Below are 19187 nucleotides of genomic sequence, written 5' to 3' on the forward strand. Positions count from 1 at the left end.
GAAAAAGGACAGTCATAGATTTGGCCGTCCTTTTTCTTTATAAATAAATTCGAGATATTAACCTTTAGTCGTCTAACAAGTCCTAATATGCTTCGATAGACTGCTAAGAACTAAAGATATTTAAACAAAAAAAAGGTGAACGAAAATGCCAATCTATAATGCGCCTCTTACAGATATGAAGTTCATTTTGAATGATGTATTTCAAGCTGAACAATTTTGGCAATCAAATGAGAATTTAGCTCATATTGATGCTGCGACAGCTGAAGCTATTTTAGAAGAGATGGCTAAATTCGCTCAAAACGTAACCCTTCCCCTAAATCGCACAGGTGATGAAGAAGGCGCAACTTATAATAATGGATCTGTTACCACACCAGCGGGCTTTAAAGAAGCGTTCCAACAATATGCAGAAGGTGGTTGGATTGGCTTAGGTGCTGACGAAGAATGGGGCGGTCAAGGCATGCCAAAAATGCTGACTGTGCTTGCAGATGAAATGCTTTTTGCAACCAACCCATCATTTATGCTTTACCCACTTCTTTCTGTGGGTGCGGGTATGGCATTAAATAGCTATGCTTCTCAAGAACAAAAAGAAACCTATCTTCCTAAAATCTATTCAGGTGAATGGTCAGGTACGATGTGTCTCACAGAGCCTCACGCAGGTACTGATTTAGGCATTATTAAAACTAAGGCTGAACGTAATGAAGATGGTACTTACAACATCACAGGTACTAAAATTTTTATTACCGGTGGTGACCATGATTTAGCTGAAAATATTATTCACCTTGTATTAGCAAAAACGCCTGATGCTCCTGCTGGTTCACGCGGTATTTCTCTGTTCATTGTACCTAAATTCTTAGTGAATGAAGATGGTACTTTGGGTGATCGTAACCCTGTAGGCCCTGGTTCTATTGAACACAAAATGGGGATCAAAGCCTCTGCAACATGTGTGATGAACTTTGACGGTGCAAAAGGCTATTTAGTCGGTAAAGAAAACGAAGGTCTTGCTGCAATGTTCGTGATGATGAACTATGAACGTTTGTCCATGGGTATCCAAGGTTTAGGCGCTTCAGAATTTGCTTATCAAAATGCTGCTCAATACGCCACTGATCGCTTACAAGGTCGTAGTGCAACAGGTGTGAAATCTCCGAATAAACCTGCTGATAGTATTCTTGTACACGGTGATGTACGTCGTATGCTCTTAAATGCTCGTGCGAACAATGAAGCATCACGTGCATTTGCAGTATATGTAGGTCAACAACTGGATATTACAAAGTTCTCGACGGATCCAGAAGCAGTTGCAAAAGCAAATAATCGTGTTGCTTTGCTCACACCAATCGCAAAAGCATATTTAACAGACACTGCTTTCAATGCGACACTAGATGCCCAAATGGTCTTTGGTGGTCACGGCTATATTCGTGAATGGGGTATGGAACAATGTATCCGTGATCTTCGTATCTCACAAATTTATGAAGGAACGAACGGCGTTCAATCACAAGATTTAATTGGTCGTAAAACGATTAAATGTAATGGACAATTCATCGCAGAATATATCGAAGAAATTCGTGACTTTGCAAATGCATTAGATGCGGACTTAAATTACATCAAAGATGCCACTCTTGATGCTGCAACTGAACTTGAATCGATTACTCAAGTTGTTCTTGAACGTGCTGCGGAAAATCCTGATTATGCGAATGCTGCTGCGTTGGATTATTTACATGCGGTAGGCTTACTCAGCTTTACCTATATGTTTGCTAAAATTGCTAAAGCTGCGAGTGAAAAATCAGGTGAGTTCTATGAGAACAAATTATCTTTGGTGAACTACTACATCCAACGCGTTTTACCTGAATTAAATACACGTTTAGCTCGCATCAAAGCTAGCTCTGAAATCGTGATGGGATTTAGCGAAGATTACTTCACAAATCAATCATAAGTTTTATCTTAAAAAAGCCTGATTCTTCAGGCTTTTTTTTATCTGAAATTTGCTTATTTTCAAAGCAACTCATAATAGTCTTCCCTGCTTAGGCATAAGATGAGCATGAATTTTGCATCACTCCAATGAAACCATCAGGTTTTTTCAAAGGAGGAGATGTCATGAGTAAAAAAGATATTAGCGTAGAAAAAATCGAATCCTTATTAGATCGTTTTGGAAATCTAGCAGTTGAGAGCTTCCACTATATTGCGCTCTTTATTATTGGCTGCATGGTAATTTGGTCTGCAGGACATACCGTGATTGATATTCTTACGGTAAAACAATATGCAACGATTGATGACATTCTGTTGTTATTTATCTATTTAGAGCTAGGTGCGATGGTAGGTATTTATTTTAAGACCAATCATATGCCCGTCAGATTTCTGATCTATATCGCCATCACTGCCCTGACACGTCTGTTAATTTCAGATATTCAACATGACCATAAAGCTGATATTGATTTAGTCATTATTACAGGATCAATTTTAATCCTAGCATTCGCTATATTGGTCGTGCGTTTTGCTTCTTGGAATTTTCCATCAGTGATCCGAGATAAACACCAAGATAAACCTTTACCACTTGGAAAAACACCACGCCCTGAAGATGATGAGTTGGCTTAGATAAAGATGGCTTAGACAAATTGGATTAAGCATCTAACGATCATTTGGCATCTGGATATATCGACCATTTTGGTATATCCAATGCATTCCAACTTGTGGTGCAGGAAGACCATAACGACGCCAATCTGAAATCAGCATATACTGACTCATTTCAATAGTACCACCCTGCCCATTTACGAAACTTGACTGCTTGCTAGAATATGTCGTCGTGGTCGGTAAAGACTGTTGATAGATCACTGTAATCCCATTCTGCTGCGGATACGCTGGATAAGGAGGATATGGTCGCTGTAATTGAGGTCTATTCTGAGCAAAACGTGGTTGTTGCAATGGGACTGGCTTACTTAGACGATCTGCATTACCAGTATATATTGGAGTCTGTGTTGGTTTTACAGGTCGAACCTTAGAACCTTGGTAATTAGCCCAACTATCTGCAAAAGTATGACTCGTTATTAAAAGAATCACTGAACCCAATAGAGTCTTAACCAATAATGTATTGTTCATCTCTATTACCTCATTCCAAATGTAAGATTACTTTTGTTTTCAACACTCATTCTAAAGCTTAAATATAGATCAATAATGTAGAAATCTTGAACATTATTTAAAATTTTAAATTTAATACTTTAGACCTTTTATTTATCCGCATGAGTCTGTTTGTAAATCTGCTAGACTAACCATTTTTAACTTTGCGAGATTATCCACCGTGCCTGAAATGAGTTTTGATCGCCTGCACCAATTTTTTTGTAAAGTTCCGAGTGTCCAAGAAAACTATATCGATTCTTATGGCACTGATGGTGAACATGCATGGTGGTTTAAATTTCAAATCAATATCGACCATGCCTTAGCTTGGCAAACGGTTCAAGAACTTGGTCATGTATTGAATTACATTTCTAAAAATGAACGCCTACCCACTCAGTTTTTACCAGTGTCTCCTCCACCCTATATGAATGGTGAGGCGAAACAATTCTTATCTTGGGTGATTCAGTGTAATCATCCTGATTTTACGCCAGATGTGGTTTGTGATTGGTTAGAAGCACGTTTACCTCAACCTGTTGAGGATGAGTCTAAGTGGAAAATTAAAACCGACATTAAAGAGCTCGATCAGATTGATGATAAGGAACTCGATAAATTAGTTCCACCGAATCCATAAATGAAAAAATCCCTCTTTAGAGGGATTTTTTTTAGAAGGTTGAGAGACCACTCCATTCCATGAATAGATAAATGGCATATTTCATTTTTGAATCTTCTGCATATTCTGAGTAATCAACACTCATTTGCTTACCCTCTAAATTCATCCAAGCAGTATCAAAATACTGTACTGCATCTTTAAAAACTTGCTGATTTGAAGAGCCAATAACACGTAAATCAGTTTCTAAATTATAATTTTTCAAATTACGAGCAGTAAAATTAGCCGACCCCAAAATCAGTTCAACCTGATCTGAACTACGCTTAATAATCATTTTTGAATGGCACTGCTCACCTTGTGTATTACACCAGCGTACGTCTATTCCAGCTTTATAGAGCTCTGTCGCGACAGGACGATTTGGAATACCATTTTTAGTACGTCCAAATGCATCTTTGTTCGGGTCTAGTAAAACACGAATTTCAACACCGCGTTGATGAGCTTCAATTAAGGCTTCAATAATTTTTCGCTCTGATAAATAGAACATTGCCAAATCTATTTTTGCATCAGCACCTTGAGCAGATTCAATCAGTTTCAGCAGTTCATCATATATTGCCTTTTCTGTCAGTACTTGCACTTTCGGCAACAGTTTATCTTCTGGTACATCTCCCACAATAACCATTGGAATATTTGCTTTAGAAAATAAAGCCACTGATTGTTCAGTTTTTAAAATATCGACAGCTGTATGCCCTTCGACCACAAGTGCTACATTGGAATGGCGTGAGCTTCCATCATGTGGGTTCATCGAAGTCACTAGTGTTTTCCATCCCTCGGATGTATCTACTACGATGGTTTTACGATGGTTCGCTTTAAAATTAAAAAGATTTAAATAGCTTCGAATGGTAATTTTTTCTTCCCCGAAAGGATTATTTAACCAACCTTTCTCAGCATTATTACCTAAACTCTGACAACAAAAATACCAAATGCCCGACCACAGTGGATTCGATGCGCGTAATGGTGATAAATCTGTTTCTATGACATCAATTCCTGCTTGTCTGAGTTGTCGATAGTGCTCTGGGATTATTCCACCATAAACTGAATTTATAGGATCAGTGATTAATTTAATTTCAATATTCGGTGTTAGACGCTTTTTTTGAATGAGTGCTTGGGTCAGTTCTTGTGTTAAGGCGCGATGTTGATTTTGAGACCGACCAGTTTCAGGATTGAACAGAAACATATCTAACACAATTGTGGTTTGCGCTTGCTCAATAAGATTGAGAATTTCATCAAAAATCTGATGCTGCTGTCGCTGACCCGCCGTATCTATATAAGTTTGGTCTGCTAGGAATTTCACATTTGCATGCCGTAATTTACCGGAATAATTAAGCCCTTCTGGTAATGGTTTATAAATATGATATAGCGCTGAGGCTAAATAGCCGATGGTCAGCATACCGAGAATCAGACCAACATAACGTCGGTTTGACCAATTTAATTTTTGGTGAATTCGTTTAAATAGACGCATAACAAAAAACCTAGTCCGATACTTTCAGACTAGGTTTTAATTTACGTTTTTTCAAGCATTAAACTGTTTTTAACACGTTGAATTAAATTAGAACCCGTATTCAACGCCGACGGTAAAATTACGTCCAATTTGTGGAATATTCGATAAAAATGAATTGTGCGAATAAACCTGATCATCCAACAAGTTATTTGCTTTTAAATAAACCCGATAATCGTTGCGATTGTTTAACTGCCCAGCATAAGACACACCAACATTGACCATGTTATAACCTTGGGTTTCTTTTTCAAAGTCAGCAAATTTATCTTGCGTGAATACATGATAATACTCAGCTAAACCAGACCAACCATCAGCAAAATTGGTTTCCACCTTTGTACCAAGTCGTCCAGCAGGAACACGTGGAGCATTTTCCCCCTCTATCTTGCCTCTTACATAATCACCAAACACACTCACCTTGTAAGTATCATTAATTTGATATCCTAGCTGAGCCTCAGTTCCATAAAAACGTGCCTTATCCTGCGTATATTTAAGTCCACGTAAATTGCCTTGTTGAGCTACAGTTGCACCATAAATATAGTCATCAAACCAATTGTGATAAACATGAACATGATAATCGAGCTGATCACCTTCATAATGGAGACCTAACTCTAGATTATTAGATGTTTCCTTATCAATATCTGGATTACCTAGCTCATATGTGTTTGTTGCAAAATGAAGACCATCTGCATATAACTCTTGAGCTAGCGGTAAACGTTGTTGATGAGACCCCACTAGAGACAACTTATAATTTGGCGCGAACTCCCAATTAGCTGCAGCTGATCCTGAAACAGCAGTCCCTGAGTAGTTCTTTTGATTGGAATCGACATCAATTTTTTGATGGTCTACACGAGCGCCCAATTCGACATGCACAGGACCAACCTGTTTATGTTCTAGTGCAAATAAACTGTACTTATTGGTTTTTGTATCCGCCATCAGAACATCATGACTATGACCATGATGTTCATGATCGTGATCACTATGATCATGGTCACCATGATCAACTTCATCATGGTCATGTCCCTCAGGCGCATTAAGTTTTATTTTTTGCTGAGATGCTTGTACACCTACAACACCCTCCCAACCTAACAACGGGATATGAACCAACTCTAAACGACCATCATAGCCCTTACTTTTAAAGTTACTAATAACTTCATTTTCTTCTAGTTCATCATGCTCGTAATCTGTAAAACTTAAATGAGCTCGCAGCTTTTCAAATCCTTTTAATGGATCATTTAATTCAGTTCGTAGATCATAACGCTTAGATTTTAAGTCAACCCATGGACCTGCAGCATTTTCGTGTTCATGGTCGTGCACTGAATTAGGTGGTGGACAATGGAAATGATCTCCATGCAATTCACATCCATGATATTCATGACTATGACCTGGTAATCCATATTTATCTTGTCGATTACTATATGACAGCCCCACAAAACCTCGATCATGGATCCAAGAGCCGCCGACATTAACTGTTTGACCTTCTGAGAAGGTATTTTCTACACGTTTAGCACTTTCACGATGAGACTCTGTCTCACCCTCATGATGATGTTCAGTGAAGTAACCTTTGAAAGGGATATAATCATTGGCTTTATGCTTCGTGCCTTCAACACGAAGTGCAAAATTTTCACCTATAGCTGCTGTTACACCTGCACTCGCAAGTTTTTCATCACTCCCAGAGTTGTAGCGGACGCCCACTTGCCCCTCTAGACCATTAGCTGGCATTTGTGTCGGTATTTTTTGATCAGTCACATTGACTAAACCACCCACAGTTCCAGCTGCGTACAGTAATGTTGAAGGTCCTCGGATAACTTCCACTTGCTTCGCCAAAATAGGATCAACCGTTACGGCATGGTCAGGAGAAAGTGTTGATACATCTGCAGTTTCAGAAGCATGCTGTAAAACTTTTACACGCGGTCCATCTTGGCCACGAATCACAGGACGACTTGCACCTGTTCCATACTGATTAGAATAAACACCCAACTCATCGGCTAACGCATCACCTATGGTTGTTGGTCTTTCGGATAATTTTTTTTGATCAATCACATGATCCGCTACAGCGAAGTCAGCAGCTGTTTGAACCAATGGATGTGCGGTAGAAGAAATTGTATCTAATTGAACATTTTTTTGTTTTTGATCAGCATGTGCTGCGGATGCTATCACTGCTAAGACGGAGGCAGTGATGATATTTTTATGAAAGTTCATACGACAAGCTCAAAATTCGAGAATTTACAATTGTTGTTATAATATAACATTTCAACCAAACTTCAATCATATTTCATTCATTTACTCCAAATTAATTAGCTTCATATAATTAAACCAATGGGTTACATATCAATGTTAATCTATAAAATTCGGATAGCATTTTTTTGATATATTTCAGCAATGCCCTTTACAATTTCACATGCTGTACTCGCACCAATTTTGCATAAAGCATCGAAAGGAACACTTCCTATTTCTGCTCTAGCAATTGGTTGCATGGTCCCTGACTTATTTCGTCTTTTTACAGATGAACATATCCAAATCTCACATCAATGGAGCGCATTGCTATATCCCAATTTATTGGTGGGAATGGCATTCTGTCTATTGTGGTATGCACTTTTAAGACCTACTTTTTTTAGATGGGTTGGTATTTACAATCCCTTAAAATTATCGAACTTTAGATCTGTCTTGCAGTTCTTCTTGCTGATCAATATTTCATTAATCTTGGGTATCAGCAGCCATATCCTTTGGGATGGTTTAACTCATGTTGATTACAGAACCTTTGCTTTTCATGACCTATTAGCTAAGCAAATCAATCTTTTCGGACAACACTACCCCCTCCATCGAATTTTACAGGTCGGTACCTCTATTATCGTTTTACCCTTTATTTTATGGTTTGCAAAACAATATTTTTGTACTTACCGTCAACCATTCAGAGTAACTCGTTCTATCACTATTTTTGCTGTGGTATCCGTGCTAATTTCAATATTAGGTGGATTATTTGGATTTATTCATTTCAACTCTAATTACAATACAGCCATTTTAAATGACCTATATGGTTACATTGGCTTCTCAATTAATTATTTCTTTAGAGGCTTTCTATTGACGTTTACGATTTGTGCGCTTGTTTTTCAAATCCTAGATCAATTGGAATTATTCGAAGGATCGTCTTAATTTTAAATTTGCATTAAATAATAGGGCTTTCATAATCTTCTCCTTGTGACTGTAGTCTCAAAGAGGCATAATTCACCCTTTGTATAAAGGCGTTACGCTGTTTACGTATACGCTTTCATTAACCCATATAGTTGGATTTTTAACGCTATGATGCGAACTCATTACTGCGGTTCATTAACCGAAGCTCAAATTGATCAAACCGTTACACTTTGCGGATGGGTACACCGTCGCCGTGACCACGGTGGTGTAATTTTCCTTGATATGCGTGACCGTGATGGTCTAGTTCAAGTGGTTATTGATCCTGATACACCAGAAGCTTTCGAAACAGCTGATAAAGCTCGTTCTGAATTTGTATTAAAAATAACTGGTCGCGTTCGCCGTCGTTATGCTGGTACTGAAAATGCCAACATGGTGAGTGGTCAAATCGAAGTATTAGGTAAAGAAATTGAAGTTCTAGCAGCGTCTGAAACTCCACCATTCCCATTAAATGATGATAATACTAATATTTCAGAAGAAATTCGTTTGAAATATCGTTTCTTGGACATTCGTCGTCCAGAAATGTTAGAGCGTTTACGTTTCCGTTCTAAATTAACAAACCTTATTCGTAACTATTTCGAAGAAAACGGATTCTTAGACGTTGAAACACCTATTTTGACACGTGCGACTCCTGAGGGTGCGCGTGACTATTTAGTACCAAGCCGTGTATCAAATGGTAGTTTCTACGCTCTTCCGCAATCACCACAGTTATTTAAACAATTGTTAATGGTGGGTGGTATTGATCGTTATTACCAAATTGCTAAATGTTTCCGTGACGAAGACTTACGTGCTGACCGTCAGCCTGAATTCACACAAATCGACGTTGAAACATCGTTCATGAGTGACGATGACATTATGGATTTAATGGAACGTTTAACAGTTAAGATGTTTAAAGAACTTCTTAATGTTCAATTTGATAAGTTCCCACGTATGACCTATGCAGATGCAATGCGCGACTATGCGTCTGACAAGCCTGACTTACGTATTCCACTTAAACTCGTTGACGTTGCAGATTTAATGCAAGACGTAGAGTTCAAAGTATTCGCTGGCCCTGCTAAAGATCCTAAAGGTCGTATTGTTGCATTACGTGTTCCAGGTGCAGGCTCTCTTCCACGTAGCCAAATCGACGAGTACACTAAATTTGTTGGCATCTACGGTGCAAAAGGTTTGGCGTATATCAAAGTTAACGAACTTGAAAAAGGTATCGAAGGCTTACAATCTCCTATCGTGAAATTCATCGAGCCAATCGTGCTTGATCTATTAAAACGTGTGGGTGCTGAAAATGGCGATATCGTATTCTTCGGTGCAGATAAAGCGAAAGTTGTAAACGATGCAATGGGTGCTTTACGTATCAAAGTCGGTCATGACATGAAGATGGCAACTTGCGAGTGGGCACCACTTTGGGTTGTTGATTTCCCAATGTTTGAAGAAACTGATGATGGTAAATGGACCTCTGTTCACCACCCATTCACATTACCAAAATCTAGCGTTGAAGAAGTGAAGAATAACCCAGGTGCTGCATTGTCTGTTGCTTACGATATGGTACTTAACGGTACTGAAATCGGTGGTGGTTCGCTTCGTATTCATAACCTAGAAATGCAAAAAGCAATTTTTGAAGCTTTAGGTATTGGTGAAGAAGAAGCAGAAGAGAAATTCAGCTTCTTATTGAACGCTTTACGTTATGGTGCACCTCCACACGGTGGTTTAGCATTCGGTTTAGACCGTCTTGTGATGTTAATGACAGGTGGTTCTTCTATACGTGATGTGATTGCATTCCCGAAAACGAAAACTGCGGAATGTCCTTTAACACAAGCTCCTGCACCAGTTGAATCAACTCAACTTCGTGATCTTGGTATTCGCTTACGTGAAAAACCAAAAGCTGAATCACAAGAATAACGTTTTGTTGATCTAAATAAAAACCCTGCAACTGCAGGGTTTTTATTTCATTGAGATAAACGCTCAAAAATGGCATAATCTCAGAAAATATTTAAGAGTTCATTCATATGGCTATGCGTCCTGATGTTCGTCGTCATACAATCATTATTATTGTATTTTGCATCGTGCAATGGGCATTTATGCGTTATATCTTGAATGAACAATTATTTAACCTCACCACTTATCAGCGTATCGTGTTCTTTAGTACGAGTAGTTTTATTGCAGCTTTTGGTTCAATCGCCGCACTTATTTATATGGTGATTAAAGGAAATGCGGATAAATAAGCATTGAGCTTACTTCCCTCTTCATTCTTCTCTTGCTTAAATTAAGTCAGTATTCATCTGACAAGATTCACCTATTATCAATAAATTATTAATTTTTAAATATAAATTAAATACTTAAGGGTTTAAAATTTTTAATAAAAACTTATGTCGATCATATTGGTGCACTATAGGAATCACAGATTGATCTTTATTGACTATTTTGCCATCTAACAAAGATATCTCTTCTTGCGAAAATAACCCTAAAGTTATTATATTGGAATCATTGGGTTGGCAGAATTGAATATTGGGTATACGACCATCGAATATCAACTTATTATGCATGGCTTGATCATAAATTCGATTCGACATGATTTTATATGGAATATTACAAAACTCACTTATCATTAACTGAATATAAGCCAGCATTGACTCTCGATCACCATAGCTTACTCCTGAACATGAAATCTGCTGCATTCCCATTTGCTCTAAGACTTCTACACCGTATGCATCTTTAATCCAGTCAGCGTTATAAGCCTCATCCTTTAATTTAACCTTTTGTTTTTCCATCCCGACATACAATCCATGTACGATGCCATCAAGTGGTGGAGCTTGGAAAATTACATCCCGAATATCAGATAAAAGAATTTTTTGAGCATTTGGACGAAGTCGAATCGCTTTTTGATACTCAAAGAAACGAGCTACATGAGGATAACTCGCATAGTTCAAAGCGATTTCTTTCCAACCTTGCCTTGGAATTTTAGCTACAAATTGAAAAAACAGAGTGGCGCAACGTCGTGCCAACTTATGTTTGAGTAATCCAACATAATCATTACGATAGTGTAGCTTACCCATAGAACTAAATTGGTAATTAATAGTGTAGTGTTGAATATGCTTTAAGTGTTTTCTATATTCTTCTAATTGTTTACGATAAATGATTAAAACAAGTTCACCATCAAATCCAGTATGATCTAAAGAGTTTATGAACGCTAAAATTTGAGAAACACTGTAACCTGTAGCAGCAGCTAGAATAACCTTCTCATTACCCATCGATATTTTTCCTATTTAAACTTAATTGTTCGGTGCTGATATACATCCAACAGTTGCTGAATGAGTCTAAACCACTCCCGTACAACCTTTTGTTTAAACGTCAATTTCTGCTTGATATGCTGTACTTGAATATCAAAACGCTTACGACGATTCTGCTCTAAACTACTTTCAAAAATTTCTTTTTGTGTAGGCTTTAATATATCGCTTTGAATACACAACCCAGGACTTAATTGATATGGAGTATACTGAGTTGACTGATCAAATAATTCAAAAACTATATGATCAACAGCCACCATTTCATCAAGACTTCGAGCATATTGCAATAATTGTTCACAAGCCTTTCTAGATAAAATATAGCCAGCACAACCTAAGTGTATACCATTCAGCTGATACAACGCTCGTTTACCAGGTACTATAGCTTGCTTTTGATAAGCCATTTTTATTTTTTTTGAGAAAACTTCAAGTTTGATTATATGTGTATCTTTTGGTATCCAATTATAATTCTCTAAAAGTAGATGACTCTCTTGACCCAGGTAAACATCATCTTCAAATATAGTAATAAAATCAAATTGCTCATCAACTGCTTTTTTCCACAAAGTGAGGTGACTCAATAAGCAAGCTATTTCACCTTCTGTAAGCTGTGTCTTTTGAAAATTTAGATCTAATAAATTAATCGATTTCTGACTAGAATCAGGTGTAATCGCATTAAAAAACTCAAAATCAACATTTTGACGATTGAATTCAATGCTTATGTGTTCACGTCGGCTCTTAGCAGTCTCTAAGCTAATAACAAAATTTCTCATAATTCAGCTACTTAAACTCTACTTTTCTAGCAAACAAACATAGCCTCAACTTATGAATCAAACGAAGAAATTCTCGTTTGATTTTTTGATCAATGCTCAACATTTGTTTTGGTACTTTAAAATTGTTGCGGTAAGCATCTAGCGAACTAACGAGCGTAATTTCTTGCTTGAGAACTTTCTCTTGTATACAAATGGCAGGTTCCAACTGATAAACAATATAATCATTGTGTTTAAGCAAATCAGAGAATAGTATGTGATCCAATGGTTTCAACGTTGTTTGATGCTGAATATAGTTTAGAATATTCTTTATGGCTTTTTTCGAAAGTATATATCCCGCAGCCCCAAAGTGATCTGTTTTTAGCTCACTTATTACATGTTTTTCTTTACTTAATTTTGATTTTTTTAAAATTACTCTCTCGAAGAAAGTTTCAATCTTTAAAATATCTATATTTTGTTCTAACCAACTACTATCCTTTAAAAATAATGATGCATCTTCAGTTAAAAAAATGTCATCTTCAAAGATCGCAACATAATCCAAACCATCATTCAGCGCTTTCTTCCAAACAGTAATATGGCTCAATGCACACGCCAATTCACCTTCACTAATTTTAGTCAGGTCAAAAAAATCAAAATCGGATTTTATAATTTCGTAGGCTAAATCGGGAGTTAGAGCATCAAAAAACTCAAAATCAATTTTTTTTGCGTGAAATTCCTCAGTGATATGACTCCTTCGCTCATGAGCAGAAGGTAAACTTATAACAAAACTCTTCATATAAAATTGGGGATCTACTTTTTACTAAGCTTATAAAATAAAAAAAGTTAATACATTATGGTTGTTAATAAATTTCACATTCAACAGTTCTAGTATGAAAAAAACATATACATTATACTTTAATTTAGATTAATTAAAAAAATATCTATCCATAAAAGTTAGTTTTTCTAGTTTGTCTAATTACACATTAGAACATTTGCAATACATTTAAAAACTACATGAGAGTTTAGCATTTTTAATGCCAATCTAAATGAGTGCTATCTTTCAATAATGATGGAGCTTGATAATTAAATGCTTTACCCTCAACAGCCATTTGATATTTTTCTAAATATCCATACATCATTTTTTCAGCATTAAAATATTCTTTAACATGTTCGTGGCACTGTAAAGGATCATATTTCTGATTCAAAATAGCATCGACTAACTCATCGGTTTGAGGTGAAAGTTTTCCACAAAAATGAGGAACTAATTCTGGAATAGCCCCATAAGGCGTTGAAAAAACTGGACACCCGAAATACATACTTTCGATAATCGCTAAACCAAATGGTTCATGCCAACGCACTGGAAAAATCAAACCTTTTGAACCATTTAATAGTGCGAGTTTTTCTTGACCGCCCACCATACCATGAAAACGAATATTTGGAGAAAATGTTAAGCGTATGCCTCGTTTAAAATTAAAGCGGTCACCACCCAATACATCTAATTTTTGCTTCGCTTTTAAAGCAACATTGATCGCACCTTTGACATTCTTTAAACGCCAAGCCGCTTTACCTAAGAAATGATAATAATCACGCTTGGCTTTCCAATTCACATTACCATAATTTGACCAATCGAGGCCGTTATAAACAAAACTGTTCGACTGATGTCTCTCTGCATGATTTTTTGAAACAAAAATAGTATTTCTATCTAACAAATCACCCACTTGAGCATTACCATGTTCTGTCACAACATAAGGTATATCAATTTCAAGGTTTTTAGGTTGGAATTGAAAATGAACGATATCTGTATTTTCAGGAATTAATTGATTCCAAGATTTAAAAGGATCAATTTCAATAACTTCTGCAAAATCACAAGTTGAGCCCTTCGGGACGATAAATGTGACTTTATGACCGAACTCGACTAATTTTTTTGCTAAATCCCAAATAACTCGTTCCGTTCCACCGTAAGCAAAAACTGGAATCGTCGACATATTTGCGATTACAATATTCATTTATTCTTCTCTTGATTCATTTGCCAAAGCATCACATATTTATTAAAGGTGTATCCCATCGAAGCGATTGCCAAAAATAATCCATATGCTCCACCAATAAAATCACCTCGGATAATATATTCTCGAATAAATGAAAATATTGATCGAAATATTAAGGCAATTAAACTGACTTTTTTTCCATTTTTAAACTTATCTTTTGCCCAATCATGACTATATCGAACATTTTTGAGCAAGAAATGGTGTAAATCATCGTTGGTCAAATGAGCCAAATAACCTGGCAAACATTGTGCTGAAACCCCTTTTTGGTCTAAAGATTCATGCACTTCTAAATCTGAATACTTAAAATGCTCACGTGAATAAAGTCTTGCAAGCTTGTCGGTGTACCAGCCTCGTTTTTGAACTTCAACACCACAGAATAAATTCACTCGCGCCAAACTAAACACTCGATCATACTGTACTGGCTGCTTTAGAATTTCTGCAATCGAGTCACGTAAAGGTTGATCTAATCGCTCATCTGGATCCAGAACCAACACATAATCTTGAGTGGCATAACTTTGAGCCAATTGACGTTGCTTACCAAAACCTTTCCAATCAGTATTTACAAACCATTTTGCACCGTAACGATCAGCAATTTCTCGAGTATTGTCCGTGCTTCCTGAATCTAGAATGACGATTTCATCCACGAGATCAACCACACTATCTAAGCAATCTGCCAAATGTCTTGACTCATTTTTTAAAATAATCACCAATGATAAAGTGGATCTTTTTTCTGTCCCAAGCTCGATTGAAGTTAGATTCTGCAATGCTTGATGTTCAGCAACAAACTTTCCTTCGGCATTGTTATGATGTAGATCATACAAAATTGCATATTTATTAAAAGTATATTGCGCAAATATTAACGAGTATAAAAAACCATAGCGGCCTTTCAAAAAACGACCATCTACAATATATTGTTTTATAAATGCCCAGAATGCATGCAGTAAAATTGCAAATGATGAAGTTGATTTTCCACGATTAAAACGATCAACTGCCCACGCTTTCGCGTATTGGAGTCTTTTGCTGAGTAAAAATTCTGGTGTAGGTGCAGTATGATGCAACATGAATCCATTCAATGTTTCTGTTCTAGCTTGATTCAAAACAATAGATTCATGCACTAAATTATCGTTATATTGAAATGATTTAGGATATAAACGCCAATGCGCTTTTATTGACCAATAACGATTGTCAATCTCATGTCCAAAAACACAATCAACGCGTTTAATTCCATAAACGATATTTGCAGGTTGGTTTTGGATAACTTTTAAAATGCTTTGCTTTAATTCTTCAGTAATTTCTTCATCAGCATCCAACGCTAGAATCCAATCACCAGTCGCATAGCTTTGCGCCAATTGACGCTGTTTACCAAAACCAGGCCAATCTGTATTCACAAACCATTGACCGCCAGCAGCTTCGACCAGTTCACGTCCGTGATCAGTACTTCCAGAATCAAGCACAATGATTTCATCTACCCAACCACGCAATGCAGGTAAACTAACTGCTAAATTTTCAGCCTCATTTTTTACCATCATCACAACAGATAAACGGTATGCTCTTTCTTGTCTATTCAACATTTCCATGTTTAGCGCCAAGCATCCTTAATCCATTGACTTGGCAACACATAGCGGTACCATTTACCACCGCCACCATTCACAGCATCAGGTGGATTAATCTCACCATGGAAAATAATAATTTTAGCACCTTCAGGTTTTACTGGTGGCTTAAAAAACGCCATTGGGATTTTTTGTAAACAGTGATATTTATAACTTTTACACCAGCTATCTGGCCAATAGGTTTGCTTCGCATGTTTATCTACATACCATGACAAATAGGCTTGTTCATTACGGAATTTTTTTCGGATCTCATCAAAGTTCTCACGAAAATATGGTAATAATCCAGGGAAAGCGCCCAATTTAAAACGATATACTGAGCTATTACCTGTGATTCGCCATGGTCGTTTCCAGTCGTGAATAATTAAAAAATCACCTGGATAAGTGAAAAAATCATCCATGTTATCAACGATAACAACATCCAAATCTAAAAATAGCGCGTTACCCTTTAAGCCATATAAGTCAGGCTCAAAAGTTGAAAGTTTGTTCCAACCACGCTCAGGCGCGCCTTCAGGCAATGCTAAGGGTGGAATAGGAAAGCATTTAACATTTGGATCAATTCCTTCTGTACGGTCAGTGAGACAAACCATCTGGAAATCAACAGTCGTGTGTCGTTTCACCATATTGTAAAGACGATTCACATACTCAGAACCATATTTGGTTCCCCACTTCATACACAAAACAATGTTCTGTTCTTGTGCAATCTCTTCTTCTAATAAGACATTGTTTTCATGTATTGACATGCCGTTTTATTCCACCTAATCAATAGCTGCATCATACCACAGAGTTAAAATATTCTTGAACGATAAGAATTCAAACTCGTCAAAATTGAAATCAAATCTTCATTAAATTGTCACGTCTTAGAAACCCTATTTTGTCAAATTAAATTTAATCTGGCTTGAACTAAAATAATGAAAATTACTATTGTCGGCACTGGGTACGTCGGTCTCTCAAATGCGATGATTTTAGCGCAACATCATGAAGTCACCGCCTTAGACATTGATCAAAATAAAGTAAATTTATTGAACAAGAAAATCTCACCTATACAAGACACAGAAATCTCTGATTTTCTAAGTAATAAACCATTAAACTTTAAAGCAACAACTAATGCTGTGGATGCATATTTTCAGGCAGACTATATTCTTATTGCGACACCAACTGATTATGACCCTACAACCAATTATTTTGACACTTCAAGTGTTGAATCTGTGATCACTGAGATTTTAAGTATTAATCCATTAGCGACGATCATTATCAAGTCGACAGTTCCTGTAGGTTACACCCAACAACTAAAAAGTAAATTTGAAACACAGAATATTATATTTTCACCTGAGTTTCTCAGAGAAGGAAAAGCATTGCTGGATAACTTATATCCTTCAAGAATTATAATGGGTGAAAATTCTGAACGAGCACATCAATTTGCAAACATGCTCATAGAGGGTGCTTATAAAAAAGATTGTCCAGTCTTGTTCACTGACTCCACCGAGGCAGAAGCAATCAAACTTTTTGCAAACACCTATTTAGCTATGCGCGTTGCATTCTTCAATGAACTAGATACTTACGCTCAAATATACCGATTGGACACTCGCCAAATGATCGAGGGTGTTTGTTTAGATCCTCGAATTGGTAAATTTTATAACAATCCATCATTCGGATACGGCGGATATTGTCTTCCTAAAGATACTAAACAATTACTCGCCAACTACGACCAAGTTCCAAGCAATTTAATTCAAGCCATTGTAGACGCGAATATTACTCGCAAAGATTTTATTGCACAGTCTATTTTGGAGAGATACCCTAGCGTTGTTGGGATATATCGTTTGGTCATGAAAAGTGGTTCAGACAATTTTCGATCGTCAGCAATACAAGGTGTTATGCGTCGTCTCAAAGCACAAGGAATCAAGATCATTATTTACGAACCCACACTTTCAGAGAAAAAATTTCAAAACTCAAAAATCATCAAAACACTGGAAGAATTTAAAAAAAGAGCAGATTTAATTATTAGTAATCGTCATTGCGATAAACTAAATGATGTTGCAGATAAAGTGTATACCAGAGATATTTTTGGTAAAGATGATTAAAAAAGGACTCAATTGAGTCCTTTTTTTCAAAGCATTAATTACTTCACATATGTTAACCAGTGAGCATATTTAGGGTCTTTACCTTGTACGGCATCGAAGTATGCTTTTTGGATTTGTGTTGTGATTGGACCACGAACACCTTCACCGATTTGACGATCATCATATTCACGGATTGGCGTTACTTCTGCCGCTGTACCTGTAAAAAATGCCTCATCAGCGATATAGAATTCATCACGTGTGATACGGCGCTCTACAACGTCATATCCAAGGTCTTTCGCAATCGTAATAATGGTTTGACGAGTAATACCATCAAGAGCACCACCAGCGATATCAGGGGTATGAATCACGCCATCACGCACTAAGAATACGTTTTCACCTGAACCTTGACACACATAACCTTGTGGATCAAGTAACATTGCTTCGTCATAACCTGAGTGCGCAACTTCTTGGTGTGCCAAAATAGACAGCGTATAGTTTCCTGATGCTTTCGCCTTACACATCGTCACGTTAGGGTGATGGTGTGTAAAAGAAGAAGTTTTTACACGAATACCCTTCGCCATTGCTTCTTCACCAAGGTAAGCGCCCCAGCTCCACGCAGCAACCACTGCATGAATTGTATTATCCGTCGCTGCAATACCTAGCTTTTCCGAACCAATAAAGATAATTGGACGTAAATAGCAAGAAGCTAATTTATTTTCACGCACCACATCAATTTGAGCTTGTTCTAATGCCGCCTGATCAAACGGAACTTTCATTTGATAAATTTTGGCAGAGTTTAAAAGACGTTTAGTGTGTTCTTTTAAACGGAAAATTGCCGTTCCATTCGGAGTTTCGTAGGCACGGACACCCTCAAACACACCCATACTGTAGTGTAAAGTGTGTGTTAAGACGTGAGTTTTTGCTTCACGCCAATCAACTAATTGTCCATCTTGCCAAATAAAACCATCACGATCAGCCAAATTCATGACCTAAACTCCAAA

General features: G+C 37.0%; 17 protein-coding genes. 7 read left to right on the top strand and 10 right to left on the bottom strand.

Features of this window, described 5'->3' with window-relative positions; all coding sequences use genetic code 11:
• Positions 1-145 precede the first annotated feature (145 nt).
• Both AC1M9C_RS09630 and AC1M9C_RS09635 read left to right on the top strand, forming a co-directional pair.
• Positions 146-1927: an acyl-CoA dehydrogenase C-terminal domain-containing protein gene (locus tag AC1M9C_RS09630; protein ID WP_481953609.1), complete on the top strand. Its 1782-nt coding sequence runs from the start codon at positions 146-148 to the stop codon at positions 1925-1927.
• Positions 1928-2088: 161 nt separating this feature from the next.
• Positions 2089-2586: a phosphate-starvation-inducible protein PsiE gene (locus tag AC1M9C_RS09635; protein ID WP_035265636.1), complete on the top strand. Its 498-nt coding sequence runs from the start codon at positions 2089-2091 to the stop codon at positions 2584-2586.
• Between the two features lie 33 nt (positions 2587-2619).
• Here AC1M9C_RS09635 and AC1M9C_RS09640 read toward each other — a convergent pair whose 3' ends face one another.
• On the bottom strand, positions 2620-3087 hold the full coding sequence (locus tag AC1M9C_RS09640; RefSeq protein ID WP_481593538.1) for an RcnB family protein: 468 nt from the start codon (positions 3085-3087) through the stop codon (positions 2620-2622).
• A gap of 199 nt (positions 3088-3286) precedes the next feature.
• Here AC1M9C_RS09640 and AC1M9C_RS09645 point away from each other — a divergent pair, with 199 nt between their 5' ends.
• The gene (locus AC1M9C_RS09645) at positions 3287-3733 is read left to right on the top strand and encodes a hypothetical protein (RefSeq protein WP_092767573.1); all 447 of its coding nucleotides are present in this window, start codon (positions 3287-3289) and stop codon (positions 3731-3733) included.
• Between the two features lie 31 nt (positions 3734-3764).
• Here the strand turns inward: AC1M9C_RS09645 and AC1M9C_RS09650 are convergent, their stop codons facing one another.
• The gene (locus AC1M9C_RS09650; protein ID WP_481953610.1) at positions 3765-5228 is read right to left on the bottom strand and encodes a phospholipase D family protein; all 1464 of its coding nucleotides are present in this window, start codon (positions 5226-5228) and stop codon (positions 3765-3767) included.
• A gap of 87 nt (positions 5229-5315) precedes the next feature.
• Positions 5316-7463, bottom strand: a complete 2148-nt coding sequence (znuD, locus tag AC1M9C_RS09655) for a zinc piracy TonB-dependent receptor ZnuD (RefSeq protein ID WP_481953611.1) — start codon at positions 7461-7463, stop codon at positions 5316-5318.
• Positions 7464-7643: 180 nt separating this feature from the next.
• Between znuD and AC1M9C_RS09660 the strand changes: the two genes are divergently transcribed.
• The 3 genes from AC1M9C_RS09660 (at position 7644) to AC1M9C_RS09670 (ending at position 10669) form a co-directional block, all read left to right on the top strand.
• Complete coding sequence (locus AC1M9C_RS09660) at positions 7644-8414, top strand: DUF4184 family protein (protein WP_481953612.1); 771 nt, start codon at positions 7644-7646, stop codon at positions 8412-8414.
• A 147-nt stretch (positions 8415-8561) separates the two neighbouring features.
• Positions 8562-10346, top strand: coding sequence for an aspartate--tRNA ligase (aspS, locus tag AC1M9C_RS09665; RefSeq protein WP_035265578.1), 1785 nt, complete (start codon positions 8562-8564; stop codon positions 10344-10346).
• A gap of 107 nt (positions 10347-10453) precedes the next feature.
• Positions 10454-10669, top strand: a complete 216-nt coding sequence (locus tag AC1M9C_RS09670; RefSeq protein ID WP_035265580.1) for a hypothetical protein — start codon at positions 10454-10456, stop codon at positions 10667-10669.
• A gap of 114 nt (positions 10670-10783) precedes the next feature.
• Here AC1M9C_RS09670 and AC1M9C_RS09675 read toward each other — a convergent pair whose 3' ends face one another.
• From AC1M9C_RS09675 to AC1M9C_RS09700, 6 genes are all read right to left on the bottom strand, one after another.
• Positions 10784-11695 carry a hypothetical protein gene (locus AC1M9C_RS09675; protein WP_481607933.1) on the bottom strand — a complete coding sequence of 304 codons (912 nt, stop codon included), beginning with the start codon at positions 11693-11695 and terminating at the stop codon, positions 10784-10786.
• 11 nt (positions 11696-11706) lie between these two features.
• Positions 11707-12498, bottom strand: a complete 792-nt coding sequence (locus AC1M9C_RS09680) for a glycosyltransferase family 25 protein (protein ID WP_481607934.1) — start codon at positions 12496-12498, stop codon at positions 11707-11709.
• 7 nt (positions 12499-12505) lie between these two features.
• Positions 12506-13270: a glycosyltransferase family 25 protein gene (locus tag AC1M9C_RS09685; protein ID WP_481607935.1), complete on the bottom strand. Its 765-nt coding sequence runs from the start codon at positions 13268-13270 to the stop codon at positions 12506-12508.
• A gap of 235 nt (positions 13271-13505) precedes the next feature.
• The gene (locus AC1M9C_RS09690) at positions 13506-14480 is read right to left on the bottom strand and encodes a glycosyltransferase (RefSeq protein WP_481587165.1); all 975 of its coding nucleotides are present in this window, start codon (positions 14478-14480) and stop codon (positions 13506-13508) included.
• The gene (locus AC1M9C_RS09695) at positions 14477-16087 is read right to left on the bottom strand and encodes a glycosyltransferase family 2 protein (RefSeq protein WP_481607952.1); all 1611 of its coding nucleotides are present in this window, start codon (positions 16085-16087) and stop codon (positions 14477-14479) included. The genes AC1M9C_RS09690 and AC1M9C_RS09695 overlap by 4 nt, the downstream gene beginning before the upstream one ends.
• Positions 16088-16098: 11 nt before the next feature.
• Positions 16099-16869, bottom strand: a complete 771-nt coding sequence (locus tag AC1M9C_RS09700; RefSeq protein WP_092767589.1) for a glycosyltransferase — start codon at positions 16867-16869, stop codon at positions 16099-16101.
• Between the two features lie 168 nt (positions 16870-17037).
• On the opposite strand from AC1M9C_RS09700, the gene AC1M9C_RS09705 reads away from it, so the two are divergent.
• Entirely contained in the window at positions 17038-18207 is a 1170-nt protein-coding gene (locus AC1M9C_RS09705) for a nucleotide sugar dehydrogenase (RefSeq protein ID WP_481953613.1), read from the top strand.
• A gap of 38 nt (positions 18208-18245) precedes the next feature.
• On the opposite strand, the gene AC1M9C_RS09710 is transcribed toward AC1M9C_RS09705, so the two are convergent.
• Positions 18246-19172: a branched-chain amino acid transaminase gene (locus AC1M9C_RS09710; protein WP_035265589.1), complete on the bottom strand. Its 927-nt coding sequence runs from the start codon at positions 19170-19172 to the stop codon at positions 18246-18248.
• Between the last annotated feature and the right edge of the window lie 15 nt (positions 19173-19187).

The sequence above is a fragment of the Acinetobacter sp. 24-47-39 genome, from assembly GCF_056783825.1.